The organism is Polynucleobacter sp. KF022, assembly GCF_027924105.1.
In the GTDB taxonomy this organism is placed as follows: Bacteria; Pseudomonadota; Gammaproteobacteria; order Burkholderiales; family Burkholderiaceae; genus Polynucleobacter.
Genome location: NZ_AP026972.1, coordinates 332335 through 350445, shown reverse-complemented (window position 1 = coordinate 350445; position 18111 = coordinate 332335). Strand labels below are relative to the sequence as shown.

18 protein-coding genes are annotated in these 18111 nt (G+C 38.6%); 1 reads left to right on the top strand and 17 read right to left on the bottom strand.

Annotated features, from left to right (window positions below; genetic code table 11):
• Positions 1-59: 59 nt before the first annotated feature.
• The 7 genes from PKF022_RS01880 to rffA all read right to left on the bottom strand — a co-directional run bounded on the left by PKF022_RS01880 (position 60) and on the right by rffA (position 6761).
• Positions 60-1049 carry an NAD-dependent epimerase/dehydratase family protein gene (locus PKF022_RS01880; protein ID WP_281777000.1) on the bottom strand — a complete coding sequence of 330 codons (990 nt, stop codon included), beginning with the start codon at positions 1047-1049 and terminating at the stop codon, positions 60-62.
• Positions 1050-1089: 40 nt separating this feature from the next.
• A complete protein-coding gene (locus tag PKF022_RS01875; RefSeq protein ID WP_281776999.1) occupies positions 1090-2049 on the bottom strand; it encodes a glycosyltransferase in 960 nt (319 codons plus the stop codon).
• A 27-nt stretch (positions 2050-2076) separates the two neighbouring features.
• On the bottom strand, positions 2077-2793 hold the full coding sequence (locus PKF022_RS01870; RefSeq protein ID WP_281776998.1) for a transaldolase: 717 nt from the start codon (positions 2791-2793) through the stop codon (positions 2077-2079).
• A complete protein-coding gene (locus PKF022_RS01865) occupies positions 2794-3321 on the bottom strand; it encodes an HAD family hydrolase (RefSeq protein WP_281776997.1) in 528 nt (175 codons plus the stop codon).
• A gap of 18 nt (positions 3322-3339) precedes the next feature.
• The gene (locus PKF022_RS01860) at positions 3340-3939 is read right to left on the bottom strand and encodes an SIS domain-containing protein (protein ID WP_281776996.1); all 600 of its coding nucleotides are present in this window, start codon (positions 3937-3939) and stop codon (positions 3340-3342) included.
• Between the two features lie 236 nt (positions 3940-4175).
• Positions 4176-5609, bottom strand: coding sequence for a hypothetical protein (locus tag PKF022_RS01855; RefSeq protein ID WP_281776995.1), 1434 nt, complete (start codon positions 5607-5609; stop codon positions 4176-4178).
• Positions 5610-5630: 21 nt separating this feature from the next.
• Complete coding sequence (gene rffA, locus PKF022_RS01850) at positions 5631-6761, bottom strand: dTDP-4-amino-4,6-dideoxygalactose transaminase (RefSeq protein WP_281776994.1); 1131 nt, start codon at positions 6759-6761, stop codon at positions 5631-5633.
• Between the two features lie 195 nt (positions 6762-6956).
• On the opposite strand from rffA, the gene PKF022_RS01845 reads away from it, so the two are divergent.
• Positions 6957-7886 (top strand): formyltransferase family protein, encoded by a 930-nt coding sequence (locus tag PKF022_RS01845; RefSeq protein ID WP_281776993.1) that lies wholly within the window; start codon positions 6957-6959, stop codon positions 7884-7886.
• Positions 7887-8091: 205 nt separating this feature from the next.
• Here PKF022_RS01845 and PKF022_RS01840 read toward each other — a convergent pair whose 3' ends face one another.
• From PKF022_RS01840 to PKF022_RS01795, 10 genes are all read right to left on the bottom strand, one after another.
• Positions 8092-9009: a glycosyltransferase family 2 protein gene (locus PKF022_RS01840; protein WP_281776992.1), complete on the bottom strand. Its 918-nt coding sequence runs from the start codon at positions 9007-9009 to the stop codon at positions 8092-8094.
• Positions 9002-9715: a nucleotidyltransferase family protein gene (locus PKF022_RS01835; protein ID WP_281776991.1), complete on the bottom strand. Its 714-nt coding sequence runs from the start codon at positions 9713-9715 to the stop codon at positions 9002-9004. The genes PKF022_RS01840 and PKF022_RS01835 overlap by 8 nt, the downstream gene beginning before the upstream one ends.
• Entirely contained in the window at positions 9715-10698 is a 984-nt protein-coding gene (locus PKF022_RS01830) for a GHMP kinase (RefSeq protein WP_281776990.1), read from the bottom strand. Before PKF022_RS01830 ends, PKF022_RS01835 begins: the two co-directional genes overlap by 1 nt.
• Positions 10682-11692, bottom strand: coding sequence for a Gfo/Idh/MocA family oxidoreductase (locus tag PKF022_RS01825; RefSeq protein ID WP_281776989.1), 1011 nt, complete (start codon positions 11690-11692; stop codon positions 10682-10684). The genes PKF022_RS01830 and PKF022_RS01825 overlap by 17 nt, the downstream gene beginning before the upstream one ends.
• Positions 11693-12047: 355 nt before the next feature.
• Entirely contained in the window at positions 12048-12923 is an 876-nt protein-coding gene (locus tag PKF022_RS01820; protein WP_281776988.1) for an SDR family oxidoreductase, read from the bottom strand.
• 7 nt (positions 12924-12930) lie between these two features.
• A complete protein-coding gene (locus PKF022_RS01815) occupies positions 12931-14229 on the bottom strand; it encodes a nucleotide sugar dehydrogenase (RefSeq protein WP_281776987.1) in 1299 nt (432 codons plus the stop codon).
• Positions 14226-15191, bottom strand: a complete 966-nt coding sequence (locus tag PKF022_RS01810) for an NAD-dependent epimerase/dehydratase family protein (protein ID WP_281776986.1) — start codon at positions 15189-15191, stop codon at positions 14226-14228. The genes PKF022_RS01815 and PKF022_RS01810 overlap by 4 nt, the downstream gene beginning before the upstream one ends.
• 12 nt (positions 15192-15203) lie before the next feature.
• Complete coding sequence (locus tag PKF022_RS01805; RefSeq protein ID WP_281776985.1) at positions 15204-15971, bottom strand: glycosyltransferase; 768 nt, start codon at positions 15969-15971, stop codon at positions 15204-15206.
• 41 nt (positions 15972-16012) lie between these two features.
• Positions 16013-17722 carry a hypothetical protein gene (locus tag PKF022_RS01800; RefSeq protein ID WP_281776984.1) on the bottom strand — a complete coding sequence of 570 codons (1710 nt, stop codon included), beginning with the start codon at positions 17720-17722 and terminating at the stop codon, positions 16013-16015.
• A 7-nt stretch (positions 17723-17729) separates the two neighbouring features.
• Complete coding sequence (locus PKF022_RS01795) at positions 17730-18104, bottom strand: GtrA family protein (RefSeq protein WP_281776983.1); 375 nt, start codon at positions 18102-18104, stop codon at positions 17730-17732.
• Positions 18105-18111 lie beyond the last annotated feature (7 nt).

Genomic DNA, 18111 nt, shown 5'->3' with positions numbered 1-18111 from the left:
CGCAATCCTTTGATTCGAAACTACTTGCATACAAATTAAAGTATGTAAGCATGAAATCACTATTCCGAATAAAAAACCTGATCATTCTTATTGCCCTCAATAAACTCAAAATTCACAGTCCTCTCAATCGCCTCAATTAAAGAAACGGGAGGAATAAATCCGGTTGTTTTAATACTTGATTCATACACTGAATTAGAACAAAATTTCTTAACTCTAATCGCACTGATGGGAAATTTTTTTCCAGTAAATTTTGCGACTAGGTCGAAGCCAGATCCAACCAAAAGCCCAAGAAAGAATGGTAGCCTAAACTTAATCTTAGAGGGCCTGCCCAATAAATTATTAACATGAGTAATCAGAGAATTCATCGTAAAATCTGGCTTATCGCTATAGTTGTAGATGTGTATACCTGGCTTGAAAACCAATGAATGCTCCAAGAAAGCTGCGACGTTTTCAACGTAGGCCATTGACTTTCGGTTGAAGCCATCGCCAACCATAACAAATTTACCTAAAGCAATTTGCCTAAGTAAATTAAATACGTTGCCGCGATTTCTTTCCCCAAAAACAACAGTGGGACGGATAATAACTAGGGTCCTATTTTTAGGATCCTCTGATTGCCAACGCTTATAGATCTCTTCAGCCTCCCACTTGGTCCGACCATAGTCATTAAATGGAAGAATTGCACCAGCTTCATCGGTCCCCAATGGAGCAAAACCATATACAGCTACTGAGCTAGTAAAAATAATTTTTTTAACCGCCGTCTCAGTGGCAATTTCACAAAGATTTCGTGCACCCTGAACATTTACTGCATCATATAGGCTTGGAGGGCTTACATCATCACGATGCTCTGCTGCTAAATTTATCAATACTGCATCACGATCAATTGACCTCCTTAAGTCTTCTAATGATCGTATATCCGCTTTACGAGTTCGCTCGGGGAATGAAAATCCTACGACTTTATCAATAATAGTAAATGGTAGATTTTTTCCAATAAGAATATTTGATAATCTTGTACCAATAAATCCACTGCCACCAATTATATTTATCTTCATATTATGTTTAATGTAATTCGCCTTTAGCGCGGATAAAAAATTATCTGTAAATTATCAAGGCGTAAAATAACCCAATCGTCCAGAAAAAATGACATCCTACAAAACCTGAGGTTAGGAAAAATGCATCCCGAAAACTTCTATCTCGAGCCCTGAAGGAAATCAAAAGAATGAGGGCTAAGTAAGAAAAGATGCCAATAAATAATAATGAATATAGGAATGGGTAAATTACACCTAACCCCGATAATGACAATGCAATTAAAAAGGCGACAGGAAGCACTAGCTGCCGTGGCGCAGAAAACTGACGGTGCTTCATTAAAAATAATCCACGACCAACTCCATAATTAAAGCAAAGCCTAAAAAAAGTTTTAAGACTTTCACGGGGATAATGCCAGGCAATAACACTTGAATCAAGAATAACGCGCCCCCCGGCTTTTCTTAAGCGAAAGTTTAGATCTGAATCTTCGCTGATTTTTGGCAGCCTCTCATCAAACCAGGGTTGCTCAGGCATATATCTCCGACTAAATGCACCTAGATAAAGTGAATCGACATCGCCTTTATAAATTTTATCTCGAAATTTACCACCCCCCAATCCAAAGGGGTGAGACATGATCAACGCAATCAATTTTTGTGACTTAGAATCACCAATGGGAATTTGTACACCTCCAACGTTGGCAACCTTTTCCCTTCGGGCAAGTGTATAAATCTTACTTAAATAATCAGGGTTGATATGAGTCCTTGCATCAAGCCGCACAATCAAACTACCGGAAGCTTCTTTAATCAAAAAGTTTAAGGATGCAGTTCTAGATAAACCTGGAACATGCCAATATTTTAAGATCTTGGATAAATTTCCAAGCGCCTTGAGAGCACGCGTGTGAGAATCACTTCCTGCCTCAAGAAAAAGTATTTCAAAGGAATTGCAGTCGAAATCCTGCCTTGAAATATCCGTGAATATTTTATCGAGGTAGACACTCTCATTAAATGAGGTGATGACTACACTCAATAAAGTTTGCACTTAGTATAGAATTAATTAAAGCTTATAGCCTGCAGCAACAGCATCGGCATAAAACATCTTTACAGTATCAAGTGAATATTCATCCAAATCATATCCTACTAAAGATAGCTTTTTCAGAATGTCATTGGTAACTGTAATAACATGGCATCCGATTTCATCAGCCTGAAAAATGTTCAATAACTCGCGTGGACTCGCCCAAATCAATTCAGCTGCAGGTGCTGCTTTCAATATCTCAACTGCAGCAGTCATCAGGGGGACTGGATCATATCCAGTATCAGCAATGCGGCCGGCAAAGACGGAAACATAGCTGGGAATGTTTGGATTCAACGATGTAACCACATTTCGCACCTGATCAAGAGTCATCAACGCCGTTACGTTTAACTTAACCCTTTGATTTGCAAGCTTCTCTACTAAATCGTAACAAGCCTCTTGCTTAGTATTGGTGACAGGGATTTTTACATATACGTTATCACCCCAACTGGCAATCTCCAATGCTTGACGTTCCATTTCTGCAAAATCGTCAGAAAATACTTCAAACGAGAGTGGTTTGTCATTAATTGATGTAAGAATATCCTTACAAAAAGCTCTGTAATCTGTAATGCCCGCCTTTTTCATTAAAGTAGGATTGGTAGTCAGACCTTTCACATAAGGTTTTTCATACATCTCAAGCATACCGGCTTTGTCAGCCCCATCAGCAAAAATCTTTACTTTTAAATCTTCTACTTTTTTCATTTAAAACTCTCCAAGGATAATTTTTTTTGCTTCTAATAAAGATGAAACGATAAAATCAGGCGCATCTGGTTTTTGTTCCGCATATCGATAATTGATAAAAAAGGTTTTACATCCGGCAGAAGTACCCGCTTCAATATCGCGCCATCGATCGCCAACCATAAAGCTTTTGGATAAATCGATATTATGTTCTTGAGCCGCCTCAAATAACGCACCAGGCAGTGGCTTCCTACAGCTACAGCAGTCCCCGCTATCGTGATAGCAAGTCTTAAAGTCATCTATTGGCAATTGAGAAGACAAAAAAGCATTAATTAGTTCAATATCCTCCCTCTTGGATATACCTCTTGCCACATCAGGTTGATTGGTCACAACCACTAATAAGTAATTTGCATCATGTAGTTGTTGGAGAGCGTCCTGAACACCAGGCAATATTTCTAGCTCTAATAAAGAGGCTGGAGGATAGGGCATACCATCGCGTACGATTGCCCGATTTAGCACTCCATCCCGATCTAAAAAAACTGCACGCCTCAATGGATTTATATCTGCAGCTTATTTAGCCGTAGACTCCCATTTAGTTTGATTTGCTTTTAACTTGGGGTGCGAAACCAAGAGGTGCCATACCACTGCCTGAAAAGCCTCTGAATGTGGGGTCACATTATCAGCATTCACCGTTGGAACAATCACGCAAGCATCGGCAACTTGGGCGGTATACCCCCCATCACGACCTACCACGCCGATTACCTTAGAGCCGATTAACTTGGCAAATTTCAAAGCCTCAACTAAATTAGGGCTGATATTTTTTTCTAGATTACCGCCACCAACAGAAAAAATGAATAGCATATCTTTAGGGGTAATTTTGCTAACTTTTAGCCATTCAATAAAAATTGAAGCCCACCCCTCATCATTTGTACGTGCAGTCAACTCCGATACGTTATCAGTTGGGGCATAAGACTCAATGCCAACGATTTTCCGAAAATCATTTACGGCATGCGAGCAGTTGCCCGCGCTACCTCCTACACCCAAGAAAAAGATTCGACCATTATCTGCCTTAACTTGAGCCAAAAGATCTGCCATTTTTTCAATTGCGGCTACATCCATTTTTTCGATGATTTCAACCGCTTCATTCAAATGTTGCTTTGCATAACCCATAAAATAGCCTTTGTTTTTTTAATTAGATGATTTATTGGGAAATATTTTATTCTATTCTTTAAACATTTCCTATTATTTTCAGCATTAATAAATAATTATAAACATTATAGAGATACATTGCCTTTTAGACGCAGTGAATTCAGAATGCAGCCTATATGCATAAAAAATTCACTTGCTTCAATAAAGTGTTAATGAAAATAAAAGTATTTGAAGATTGCGCCCAGATAACACAACACTTACGGCGAGCGTGTAATTGGGTGAGATCTTTGAGAATTAAGCTTGCGCCAACACCCCATCTGAAACTCTTCTGGATTATCTGTATCAATAACCCCGTTAATAGATGCAGGGCCTTTTACCCAAGCCGCATGCCGCAATTTAATGCTCTCAACCATTTTCATATTTGCCATAATTCCAAGAATTAGGGCAAATATGAAAAAAACGCACATGCCTCGACCAACAAAGAAATTGTTGACATCTTTAATAATTATGCCAATCCAGATACCAAAAAAAATGATCGAGATGAATACACAAACCAAAGAGCTCGTGTGATGCCAGTAAGCAATGCCACTAAATTCTTGGGAAAGCCTTGTTGCCAAACTAAGCACCAAAGCAAACAAACTAAATGAAACTGCAACAATGAGAATCTTTATTGCACGCTCTTGATTGTTACGTGTCAATGAAAAAAATGAATAGCCGGTAGCCAATATTAAAATTATTAGACTACCAATATTAAAATAACCTCTAACCCAGTTTCCAATACCCTGTTTTGAAGTGACCTTAAGAAGAAATGCAATCCTTTCAACTGTAAATTCAAAATTTGGCTTAAGGATCGCTGATCGTACAGCATTGCCCGGTGAAAATAATCCACAAATAAGCCCGCTAACCAAAATCGCGACACTTAAAATAATCCAAAAATTACGATTCAAATCTCTAGTCTTAGGCATGAAAAATATACATGCAGCAATCATGCAGGCAACCAGCAGCAATGAAACCATTTGCACTGGTGCAACGCCGCCAGAGAAAGCCCCGATAACTAGAGGAATCAAAAATGAAGAATATGGATAGCGTCTTTGGTTGGAGAAAGACCAACCGATTGCTAATGCAATGAATATTATCTGTAGTGGCACAACGTAAGCAGAATTAACATTTTGCCAGAATGTTAAGGCGCTAACTATAGAGCTTAGATTGTAGTCATTTGCCGTGGAAAGATTTGTATTTTGGATACCTAAGGCAAAAGTTGCCCACAGAAACACCCACCACAAAAAAGCTATAAAAACTAGCCAGTCCCAACCTAGCTTCAATGGCGATTGAATCGACCTATTAACAGCAAGCACTACTGCACCCATACCAAATGCGGTAAAAATAAAACAAATAGCAGAGGCAATATCAAAAGGTAGAAATGCAAGAGGCATGCCCACCAAAAGAAATGTTATGAAGTTTTGCGATACAAAGCCTGACCATACATTCCACATGAGAAAGACTCCGCCAAATAGGCCAAATTCCCCTGACATTGCCCCAAAACAATAATCGTCGGCTATGGGACGTAAATTATGAGATTCAAAAATAACCCACAAAACGATCGCTGCTGTAATTAGCAATATACCAAACTGAATTCTCTCTGCTGATTTGTTAGACACACATCCCTCGTTTTTTAATTTGCACTTATTCATTTAAATTTCATTTACAGCCCACTAAATTGTTTTTAATACATCCAGCACCTGATTAATAATGTAATCCTGCTTTGTCTCAAGCCCGATCCATAGGGGTAATCTAACTATCCGATCAGCAATATCCTCTGTCACAGACAAGTTACTGTAAGCTCTACCAGCCTTCTTTCCCTGCGGAGAGGCGTGAAGGGGGACATAATGAAAAACGCAATTTATATTACGCTGACGCATTGCGCTAATAAAATTTGTTCTATCCTTTAAATTTCGCATTAAAAGATAGTAAATATGTCCATTATGACCACACCATTCTGGCACTATAGGCCTCCTAATGCGGCCGATTTTCTCAATCCCCTCAAAAGCTTCGTGGTATCGACTCCATATCTCCAGACGACGCTTTGTGATGGATTCGGCTTTATTCATTTGCGCCAACAAGAAAGCTGCAACTATTTCCCCTGGAAGGTAAGAGGAGCCTATATCCACCCACGTGTATTTATCTACCTGCCCCCGAAAAAATTGACTGCGATTTGTGCCTTTTTCTCTAATAATTTCTGCACGTTCGGCTAATTTTGAATCATTAATAAAAAGTGCTCCGCCCTCACCCGAAATAATATTTTTAGTCTCATGAAAGCTTACTGCGCCCAAATTTCCAATTCCACCTAGAGATCTACCTTTGTAGGTGGCTTGAACACCCTGAGCAGCGTCTTCAATAACTAGCAAATTATGTAAATTAGCCAACTCCATAATTCGATCCATCTCACAGGCAACACCAGCATAGTGAACTGGAATGATGGCCCTTGTCTTTGATGAAATATATGACTCGATAAGTTTTTCGTTTAAGTTAAGAGTATCGGGTCTTATATCAACAAAAATTGGGGTTGCCCCACGCAATACAAAAGCATTGGCTGTTGATACAAATGTATAGGAGGGCATAATTACCTCATCACCCGGTTGAATATTTGCAAGAATGGCCGCCATTTCCAGTGCGCCAGTACACGAATGTGTTAGCAATGCTTTTTCGCAACCAATTGACTTCTCAAGCCAAGCATTGCAGGATTTTGTGAACGCCCCATCCCCAGCTAATTGCCCATTTAAATGGGCCTTACTGATATTATCCAGCTCATCGCCAGTTAGATGGGGCTTATTAAATGGAATCACTATTTCTATTTGGCTTTTTTAATATTTAATAAATGATCTTTTGCGAACTTATTATTACCGTACGCTACTACAAATTGTTATATTAGTGACAAACCTCATTATTTAATGCGATATTTTCATTAAAGAATTAATATACTTTACGACTATTTTACCCTTAATTTAATATCACAACTACAACGACCTTATTTATAGCCAATGCCCTACGAGATAAATCCTAAAAAACACCTGAATCAAGAAAATTCGGTAACATTTTTTTTAATGACCGAGAAAGGCTTTAATTTTTTAAAGGTAATGTCAAAAAAATATAGGTCCCTATTTAATTTAGTAGTAGTTGGGAGCGATAAAGCGATTGCAAAAGATTTTGAAGGTGAGATTATAAATTTTTGTGAAGAAGAGAAAATTCCGTGCGTTAAAAAGTCAGAGTTTTCAGGAATTAAAACGAAATATGCGATAGCAATATCTTGGCGCTGGTTAATTAATCATCCACCCGAAAATTTGATTATTTTTCATGATTCTCTCCTACCAAAATATAGAGGCTTTTCCCCATTAGTTAACGCTTTGATAAACGAAGAAAAAGAAATAGGTGTTACTGCATTATTTGGTGCAAATGACTACGATACCGGCGCGATTATTACACAGTTTAAATCTAAAATTTCTTATCCAATAAAAATCTACGATGCTATTCAAATTAATCATGAGAACTATATCAAATGCGCAGATTTTGTTCTCACAAGTTTATTGAAGGGCGAAATTCTAAAAGCATCAGAGCAAGCTGAAAGTGAATCTAGTTATAGCGTATGGCGTGATGAAGAGGACTATAAAATAGATTGGAGTAGAAAAGCCGGGGAGATTCGTAGATTAATTGATGCTGTAGGGTTTCCATACAAGGGGGCGTCAACATTTTATGATGGGAAACTAATTCGCATTATCGCAGCCGAAGAGTCTGCTAATCTAAAAATTGAAAATAGGGACCCTGGAAAAATTATATTTCTAAGAAATGGTGAGCCTTTCATCATATGCGGGGAGGGCATTTTAAAAATAACTGAGGCCTACATCGAAGAAAATGGCTTTAGATCCCCCTTTCTTCCTCTCCCAAAGTATCGAATTAGATTTTCAAACGCCTAAGCCAAAAAATATCTTTAAATGCATCACTAGGAATGATGCTTTTTGCATCAAAATCTAATTGTACCTATGCAGATTAATCGCGATACCTAATGGGATGAATGACAGCTGTAATTAAAAACCAACTTTACGCCTTAGCTCACTAGCGTAGTATTCTTGCCAACTAGATTAGGCTTTTTCAGGAAATACACAAACTCCTTACTCGCGCCTATACAGACTCCCTTATCACGTATGCAGGCCTCTCCATCGTTCGCTGATAAATTCTAGCCAAATATTCGCCCATAATTCCTAAGGCAAATAACTGGGCGCCAGAAAATATTGCCACAATTGATGCAATGAATGCAAAACCGGGAACAATCGATCCATGGAGAAGGTATTGGCTTAAAACATAAGCAAGTACAAGAATGCCAAAAATTGAAAAAAGGAATCCTAGTATTCCTGCTATTTTTAAGGGGATGGTTGAAAAACCAGTTACCATGTTAATTGCATGTTGTATCAACTTTCGCGTAGTGTAGTTAGATGCCCCATACTTCCGCTCGTCATGCTTGACCGGTATTGCCGAGAATTTAGCCGCACCCCAAGTTAATAATACGTCGATGTTTACGGATGGGCCGGTGAAGTCCTTAAAAGCATCGCGAAGCTCTGTCTTGAAGACCCTAAAAGCACTGACATGCCGAGCAGTCTGGGCTCCCATCGATTTTTGTAACGCAATTTTTGTGATTTGTGATGCTATGTTCCTAAAAAACCCATGCTGTTCCCTCTGAGGGAAGCCATAAACTACATCAAACCCTTTTTGAAGTTCTGTTAAGAGTCTGGGGATTTCTTCTGGGGGGTGCTGAAGGTCATCATCAACCGTAACTATCAAATTTCCACGTGCAGCCCTAATGCCAGCCAATAAAGCGTTATGTTGGCCATAATTTCGACTCATTCGCATTCCACAAACCCGAACGTCATCCGCAACAAGATCTTTGATGATATTCCACGAATTATCCCCGCCGCAGTCCTCAACAAAAACTATCTCAAATTCAATATAAATCTTATTTAATTGATCTACCAATCTTTGGTGAAGCTCTCTAATAGAATTTTCAGATCGGTATATAGGGATAACTATAGATAAATCAATCATTAGACGGCCTGCAATTAGAAATCAGATAGGATTGGGTGTCCTCAATACCTTGAAGAGAGCCAATTTCATAAAACCTTTCAAAAACTTCATAACCAGCTAATTCACCAGATAAGGATAGATCATTATAAACTTTCGAAAGATCAAATGACTGCAGTGTAGAATAAGCTGCAATCGTAGATCGCTGCAATAACCCCAACCCATAGTCGATGTAATGCATTTCAGGTCTAATCGTTGACTTGTTATATTCAATAATCTGACCGGCGCTAAATTCGACATTACTCTTATCCCATCGATTTTGATTCCTTAGTACAGTCATTAATCCTCTTTTGCCACTATTTTTATAGGTTTTTTCCACAGCAGAAAAATCAACAGGCAAATAGGAGTCGCCATATAGAATGAAAAAATGCTCCCCAAGCAATGGTAGTGCTTGCCTAATTGCGCCTCCCGTTCCAAGAAGAGATGGCCCATCTAGCGAGTAACTAATATTCATACCCCATCTAGATCCATCACCCACAAAATCCTCAATCATTTCACCCAAGAATCCAACACACAAAACAACTGATTTAATACCTTGCTTACGAAGATATTCCAGTTGGTGAAAGATAAATGGCTGTCCAGCCACCTCAATAAGCGACTTGGGAATCTGATTGGTTATAGGGCGTAGGCGCGTTGCCAAACCACCGGCCAATATTGCAACAGGGAACATCAGGAGGACATCATAACTTTGGCACCTTCAAAATCAAATTTGAAGCGCACTTCTTCTAGCCCGGCGGCAGCCATAGCCTTTCGCAATTGATTGCGGTCTTTTGCCATAAACATCAAAAATCCACCGCCTCCGGCACCAACCAACTTTCCACCAATCGCACCATTATTTATCGCCAATTGATACCAATCGTCTATCTGCGAATTACTCATACCACCTGATCGGCGTTTTTTATGCTCCCAATGCTCATGCATGAGCTCACCAAATAAATTAGTATCCCCATCCTCTAGCGCTGCTTTACTTCGGTGCCCCAAATCTTTTACATAATGAAGATTCGCAATCATATCCGCATCATTCTTCTGTGACCTTGCCTTTTGATCCCTTAAGATACCGCTCGCACTTCTAGAAAATCCAGTAAAAAAGAGTAGTAGATTATCTTCAAGATCAAACATAGTCTCCATGCTGATCATTAAGGGGGCAGCCGTAACTTTTCCATCTCTATGGAAAGTGAAACAAGTTAAACCTCCTACTGCCGCAATATATTGATCTTGCTTACCAATTGGCTCCCCAAGAAGTTCGATCTCAATATGACAGGCCAACTCAGCCAATTCTTCTTGATGAATATGCCGTTTTCGATGAGTGTAGAGCGCTTTAAGTAAGGCGGTAGTAAAGCTACCTGAGGAACCAAGGCCCGTTCCCGCAGGAATATCCGCAAGTGTCGTAATTTCTACTTGTGGAGTACGAAAACCCATCACACCTAAGGCCTCCCTAATAATAGGATGATGCACCTCCGCAATTTTCTCCACATGTTCTAACTGACTGTACTTAAGATAAATGCCTTCTGTAAAAGGACGTGTGACAGTTACATAAACATATTTATCAATTGCTGCCGCAATCAAGAAACCCTCATGCTCTTCATAGTAGGAAGCTAAATCGGTTCCACCACCTCCCAAAGTGATACGCAGGGGACTACGCGCGATGATCATATCCAGAATCCTTATAAATTTTCTCAATAATTTTTAGAGCATGATAAGCATCATTCAAACTTGCGGAAGGGGCGCGATCTAAGCGAATATCATCATAAAATTCAGCCATCTCAATAGCCCATGAATCATCTCCCATGGGGTACTCCCAGGATGTGGTCTCTGGCGGCCCCATTTGAGGAAGCATTTTGTAATATGTCAACCTCTCCAACCCATAGCTACCGCCCAATCCAGTTATATCTAATTTTCCACCCCTGCCATAGATCTCCATTGAAAAAAGATTTTTCCATTCAGTACAAGAGGCATGTAAAAAAGCCACTTGCTTTTTTGGCGTCTTTAACAACATAAATCCATTGTCATCAACTGGCATATCCCAATAAAAAGTATTAGCAAAACCATCAATTTCAGAAAAATCACCTAAAAACCAACGTGAGAGGTCGATTAAATGAGGGCCTTGGTCAATTAACTCTCCTCCACCCGATAACTTAGGATCGGCGCGCCACTCTTTTTCATACCCCAAACGTGCGCCATGTCCATAGCGTGCACGTATAAACATTAACTCACCCAAAGCACCAGAAAGAACAATCTCTTTGGATTTTCTTAGCGCCCGATGGTAGCGGTGATTAAATCCTACGTGAACCTTAGAATTACTTTTCTGCAATGCCAGAAGAATTGCCTCTAACTCAGCACTAGTTTTTGCGGCTGGCTTTTCCACTAATACATTTTTTCCAGCATTAACCGCTGCCAAAGTAATTTCTGCCAGAGAGTCATGCAGCGTAGAGACGATCACGATATCAATCTCATTAATAGAAATTAAATCCTTCCAATCGCTAAATGATCTGGCATCAAAACGATTAGCGAGTGCGACAGCCTTATCAATGGCAACATCGGCGCAAGCTATTAACTGACCGGCAGCACCCAATGCATTTGCTCTCTTTTGGCCTATTAGCCCACACCCAATAATGCCTACTTTAAATAAATGCGTATCTATAGTCATCTAACCCTATTCTTAAAAGGCGTTTTTATTTATATTCATGAAGCTTAAAATCTCATGCATTGCGGAATCGTAAATAGTATGTAAAGCATCTTCTAATACATCCTTATTTCGCATGTAATCTACGGCTTTGTGAAGAGTCATCATTGGAGGAATTGCTTCGAGCTAATACACGTCCCTAGGTGATATTTGCAGAATGATTCTAGGCAGACTTAGAGTTTTTAACTTCCTCAAAAATGATCCACAAGTCTTGAAAAGAAGGGGAAATTTTTCCTTAAGAATTTTCTTATATTTTTCGCTAGGCATTAATTATCTACTCCTCTTTATTATTCAATCAATTGTTGCTCATTGATATTGCTTAATTATCGCCCCAGCTTATATTTCGATCACGACCAATAATTCTTCGCAAAGTATAAACATCAGAACTTTCAAGTTCATTAATATGGTCAGGCCACTCTCTCCAATTATCCCAAGCAGCACTAATTAATTTTCCTGTAATACCATCACTGAGGGATGAACCCAGGAATAGCGCTAGCTCTGCCGCAAGATCTATTGAAGCACCTCCTGATTCTTGTTGCTTTAGAGATCTCTCATAAAAGTCTTGACCAACTACGTCTGGGCCAGCTAGTAAAATTTCTTGGAGCATACGGGTATTTAGCGCACCTGGAGCGAGTGAATTTATATCAATCCCAAATCCACTAACCTCCTCAGCAAGAGTTTCTGCAAATCGCACAATCGCTGCTTTTGATGCTGCATAAGCGCTAATTTTTGGCAATGGATTAGTTGCGCCACCGCCAGATAATTGAATTACTTTGCCATACCGCTGTTTTTTAAAGTGGGGTATCACTTTCCGGCACATTAATACAGATCCACAAATATTAATCTCAATAGCCCTCATCCAATCAACCCAATCCACTTCCTCAATGTTACCCTTAGGCCCATATATTCCTGCGTTGTTTACTAGGATATGACATGCCCCCAATTGCTTGAGTGTTGAGTCAACCACATCATTTACTTCTTTTTCACTTGAAACATCTGCCTGCCGAGCCAAAACAACTTGATCTTTTGCGGCATACTTTTTTACTTCCTCTAAAGCCTTATCTAGTAAAGCGCCATTGCGGGCACACAACATAAGATTTGATCCAGCAGCAGCATATTTCTTTGCAATTTCTAATCCAAGACCCTGGTTAGCTCCCGTAATGATAGCCACCTTATTTGTTAATATTCTTTTCATTTGAGCCTCAAATTAATTGCCGAGATCCAACCGATAAATAGGGAAAGTCGGCGTCCCCGAGACATCCCTGTAAATGGCGATTAGGGTCTATTATCAATAAATTAGATTGCGCAAACTCAGATATTATGCGCGCCTCATTTTTGAATTGGGGCCACTCTGTTCCAACTACTAATACCTGCATTTCCTCCAAATTCTCGTAAGCGCTAGCGCATTTTTTCACTCGATTAGCCCAGTTAACTGGTAATTCTTTAACGGCAGGGTCATAAACCTGCACATATACGCCTTGACCCAGCAGCCAATCGATTAGCTCAACACTAAGAGATCTTCGCAAAGTATCAGTGCCAGCTTTATAGGTGAGGCCCCACACCACAACCCGAAGGCCACTTAAATCTGGAAAACACCCAAGCAGCTTGCGCTGCACCCATTTTTTATGCGCATCATTGCTCAACCTCACAGAGGATAGCAAAGGTGTAGAGAGCAGCCTTTCTTGACTAATTTTTCCCAGGAATTCAATATCTCGAGCCAAGGTACCTCCAGCAAAAGGCCCCCCAGGTGATAAATAGGCCTTAGGCCCAATACGACTCTCTGTTTTAAGACCCAACTCAACCTCTTTAGCATCAGCTCCTACCAGCTCACAAATGGCTGCAATTTCATTCGCAAAAGTTACCGAGGTAGCGAGAAAGGAATTGATTGCATGCTTAGTCATTTCTGCAGACTCAACAGACATCCACTCTATTTGCTTAGTGACTGGAAATAGCAATTCTTCCAGGACAGTACGATCCTCAGGGGAGCGAACGCCCACGATAACTCTATCCGGATGAAGGAAAACCTTCAGAGCATTGCCAAGCCTTAGATTCTCAGGAGAGCTTGCAAATGAAATATGCTTATCAAGTATATGCTCTTTGGAAAATTTTTCTAGGGCTGCTATTGAGCCTACCGGTAGCTGCGAAGACACCAAAACTAATGCACCATCAGAAAGAAACATCACAGCAGATTTAATTTGATTTATTACAAAATCAACATCCGCAACATCATCCTCATTCACAGGGGTGTCAAAGGTAACCCAAAGAATCTCTGAACCTTCACATGCATTTTTCATATTGCCTGTAAATCGAAGTTTGCCGCTCTGTATACCCTCAGAAATAAGAGGATTCAGATCAGGCTCAAAGAGCGGAGCCTTACCTTCAATTAGAGAGGAAATTATGGCTTTATCTGGGTCAAATCCCACTACTTCATGCCCAACAGATGCTAAACATGCCGCCGTCACCGAACCTAGATGCCAAAGACCCTGCACGCACACTCTCACTCCCGGCCCCGCGCATCAAATACCCATTCATTATTCTTTAGATATTGAACAGTTCGTATTACCCCCTGCTTGATATCAAACCTTGGCTTCCAGCCTAGCGCTTGGATTTTATTTGTTTCCAAAAAAATGAATGGGTTGTCGCCTATCCAACCCCTATCCCCCCCAGAATAATCAAGCCTTGGGCTAACTCCTAATTCATTGCAAATCCAACCAATGGAATCATTAACCTCAACATAGCCGTCTACACCCAAATTGAAGATATTGACTTTTTCACCTGCTTTATCAATAGCCACCATAATGGCATCGATACAGTCCTGAACATAGAGGTAAGACTTTCGCTGTTTGCCGTTGCCCAAAACTGCCAAACAAGTCTGATCTTTTTTTAGCTTTTGGTAAAAATCGAAAATGTGTCCATGCGTATATCGCTCGCCCAAAATAGAGACAAATCTAAAAATCCAAGATTGAAATCCAAAACCCTCGCAGTAGGCAGAAATTAAACCCTCACACGCGGCCTTAGATGCCCCATAAAGGGATGTTTGGATGGGAAATGGACCATTTTCTGGAGTAGGAATCATAGGCGACTCACCATAGACTGAACCAGTTGAAGAAAAAGCAATTTTCTTAACACCATTAAAACGCATAGCCTCTAGAACATTGTATGTAGCAATAGTATTTTGCTCCAAATCCCTGCGAGGATGATTTGTCCCAAAACGTACATCAGCATTGGCAGCCAAATGAAATACAAAATCGCAACCTACAAAAGCAATCTTCAAGGCATCCAGATTCAACAAGTCGTCTTTTATTAGCCTGAATTGAGGATTTAATAAGGCGCCCTCTAAAAAATGGATTTGGCCAGTTGAAAAGTTATCCACCCCGACAACCTCATGGCCACTCTGCAGGAGCCTATCCACCAAGTTACTTCCAATAAAGCCCGCACACCCAGTAACAGCAAAAACCGACATAATTATTACTCTCTATTTATTGATGTTTTTTCTTAATTCAAGAGTTCTGGAGCCACAAAGCGGGAAAAACGCCTTAATAGAACATACTCCTAAGCTAAATAACATACCTGTTAACCTAAACAATAATGGTAGGCTTGAATTGTAAAAAGCCTTACAGCGGTATAACCAAATTTTTACCCTATCAGACCTAGTAAAGCTTGATGACTTCCCGTAAAGATTGTATTCAGCAAGGGGTGCATCAATTTTTAGGGGGCAAATTTTTTGAAAAGAATTAAGTAGATGGGCAAAATCCGCACACAGGCCATAATTTAAATCAAAGGAATCCAATATATCTCGCCTATAAACAATAGTTTGATGATTTATCATTCCGGTTAAAAGCATTCTAAGACTCAAATTTTGATCAACTTCATACCCAGAAACGGTCATAAAATTTCCGTACAGTAAATTAATGCTTTTATTGCCCGAGTCCAAGTAAGGCTTTAAACATCTTGCAGACTTTAAAGCTAAATCACCGCTGTTTAAGAACCAAATCCATTTCCCTCGAGAAAGCTTTATCCCTTTATTCATCGCATCATATATTCCGCCATCTACTTCAGAGATAGCTACATCAAATACAGTGTGGTCTATTAAGCGTGAATAGCTGTCATCATCTGACAAACCATCAATTAAAATATACTCTGCATTTAAGAAGCTAATTAGGGGAGAAATTGACTTAACAGTTTTTTCAAGATCGTCGCCAGAATTATAGTTCACAGTGATTATTGATAGATCTATATCCATATAGACTCAAATGATTTAACGAAAGTTAAAAACAGCATAAATTACTTGCCTATGTAAATTAGAATTTGACCGCCATTAGGCATAGTAGATGCACGATAAAAACACGGCTTTAGATTGCATGATGCCCCTCTTTCAAATACAACATGGTCTCTATAACCTTGCTGCTCATATAAATAGCTTTGATAAAGAGGGGAATCCACTGGAAATTTTGGACCTTGTGGCGTGCTATCACGATGCAAAAAAACCGCATCAAAAGGCTCACTCCACCTTGTATAGGGCCCCCAAAACTCTTCGGTAGTGTAATTAGCAGTTGACTCAACCCAAAATAGTGCAGGCGAATACATAACATTTATTGGGCGCCCCTTTTCGCGACTTAAATTTCCCAAAGTCTCAATGGCTTCCGCATAAGACAAGCTATCAAAAATATAGTCTTGATTCTTAGTTCTGGCACTCAAAACATAAAAGTTTTTTATAGTATTCGGCATCCAGTAAATAAAAATAATTTGCAAAAATAAACATAAAAAAATGATTGAGGCAGTAGAGCTAAGAAGTCTAATTCTATAAACCAAAAATTTATTTTCAATCGCCAATAAAACTCCAAATATTAAAATAACCATTCCGGGATATAAATAAAAGCCCCAAAGTCGATGTGAGAACAAAAAGATGCCTAAAATCGATGCGAAACCAGATAATATTATTGCAAAAGTAAATCTTGAAGTTCCCAAAAAAAGGAAAATAAATAATGATGAAATTAATGCAATGTTTATAGCAATTGGTGAAATAAACCACACATCAAGAAAGTAATTAATCCACTCGATAAAGCCAGTGCTCAATCTATCGGCGCCATGACTAGTATTGTAAAAAGTACCGTTTAACCAAGCATGAATACCATTATTATAGAAGATTAATATTAGAGCGATAGTTAATAATATTAAATATAAAAAATTTTGGGGTTTAATATCAACTTCTCTATTAATCTTTAAAGTAATAAAAAATCCGATAATAATAAATAGTATTGGCAGAATTAAAATAGGTACTGCAATTGCAAGGCCAATTAAAAAATATCCTGTAGTCACAAGATAAACTCTAAAATACCTGCTGCTAAATCTATATGTGTATAAGGAAAATACAATTATTGCAACCAATGGAAATAAGGTTGAAATTTTCGCTCCAAAAGCAAGTCCAGCAAATATGTAATGCCAACCAAAATTAAATTTATATTTAAATAAAAATAAAATAAATAAAGCCAAAAATAATGTCTGCAGGGGCTCCGGCTTTGGCATTGTTGCGTAGTAATCAACATATGGCAATGTATACAAAGAAAGCGCTAAGATTATCCTAAATAGCCAAGTCCTTAGCAGCCCAAACGAAAAAACTAGGCATGTTGATATTACCAAAAAAGTTTGAAGTATTCGCCCGGAAAATATTTGGCCTGAAGATCCAAAAATTAAATCTGGAATAAATGCAAAAAAAGCAATTGAATTCCAAAGAATCCTTCCATACCTTTGATCACCGCCGTTTAAGATTGACCATAAAAAGTTTTTAAAACTGATTGGATGGAGAATATTTTTTACGCCATCAAAGGTAATTCTTTCATCCACAAATAATTCATGTCTTCCACCCAAAAGATCGCTATTAGCTAAAATAGAAAGATAAAGAAAAATCAAGGTAATACTTAAATACAGCAAAGATAGCAATATATTTAATAAGTTGCTTTTATTTAAGTACCTTTCTTTTAAAGAATTAATCATAATTAAATTAGGCTTTATTTAAAATTAATTTCATAGCCATATAATTTAAAAGAAAACTAAAAGGTATGATAATCAGCTTTGAAATAATTGGATGTATACCTATATTAACTAAAATTGATATTATAAATGAAAATAAAATAATATTTACTAATTGATATAGTAACCAAAAAATATATTTAACCAATGTCAGTTTATTTTCTATAAAAATAAACCTCCCAGCAACTATATAAACAAAACTTACCGCCAAAGCAGAACTTAAAATATTTGCATTAAAAGGATCAAAATTTGCACTTAAAAAGAGAAAGTACGCCAATAAGTCACAAATAAAGCCTATTCCTGAAATCAAGCCAAATCTAATAAACTGTTTTATGAATAGAATCATTAACTAT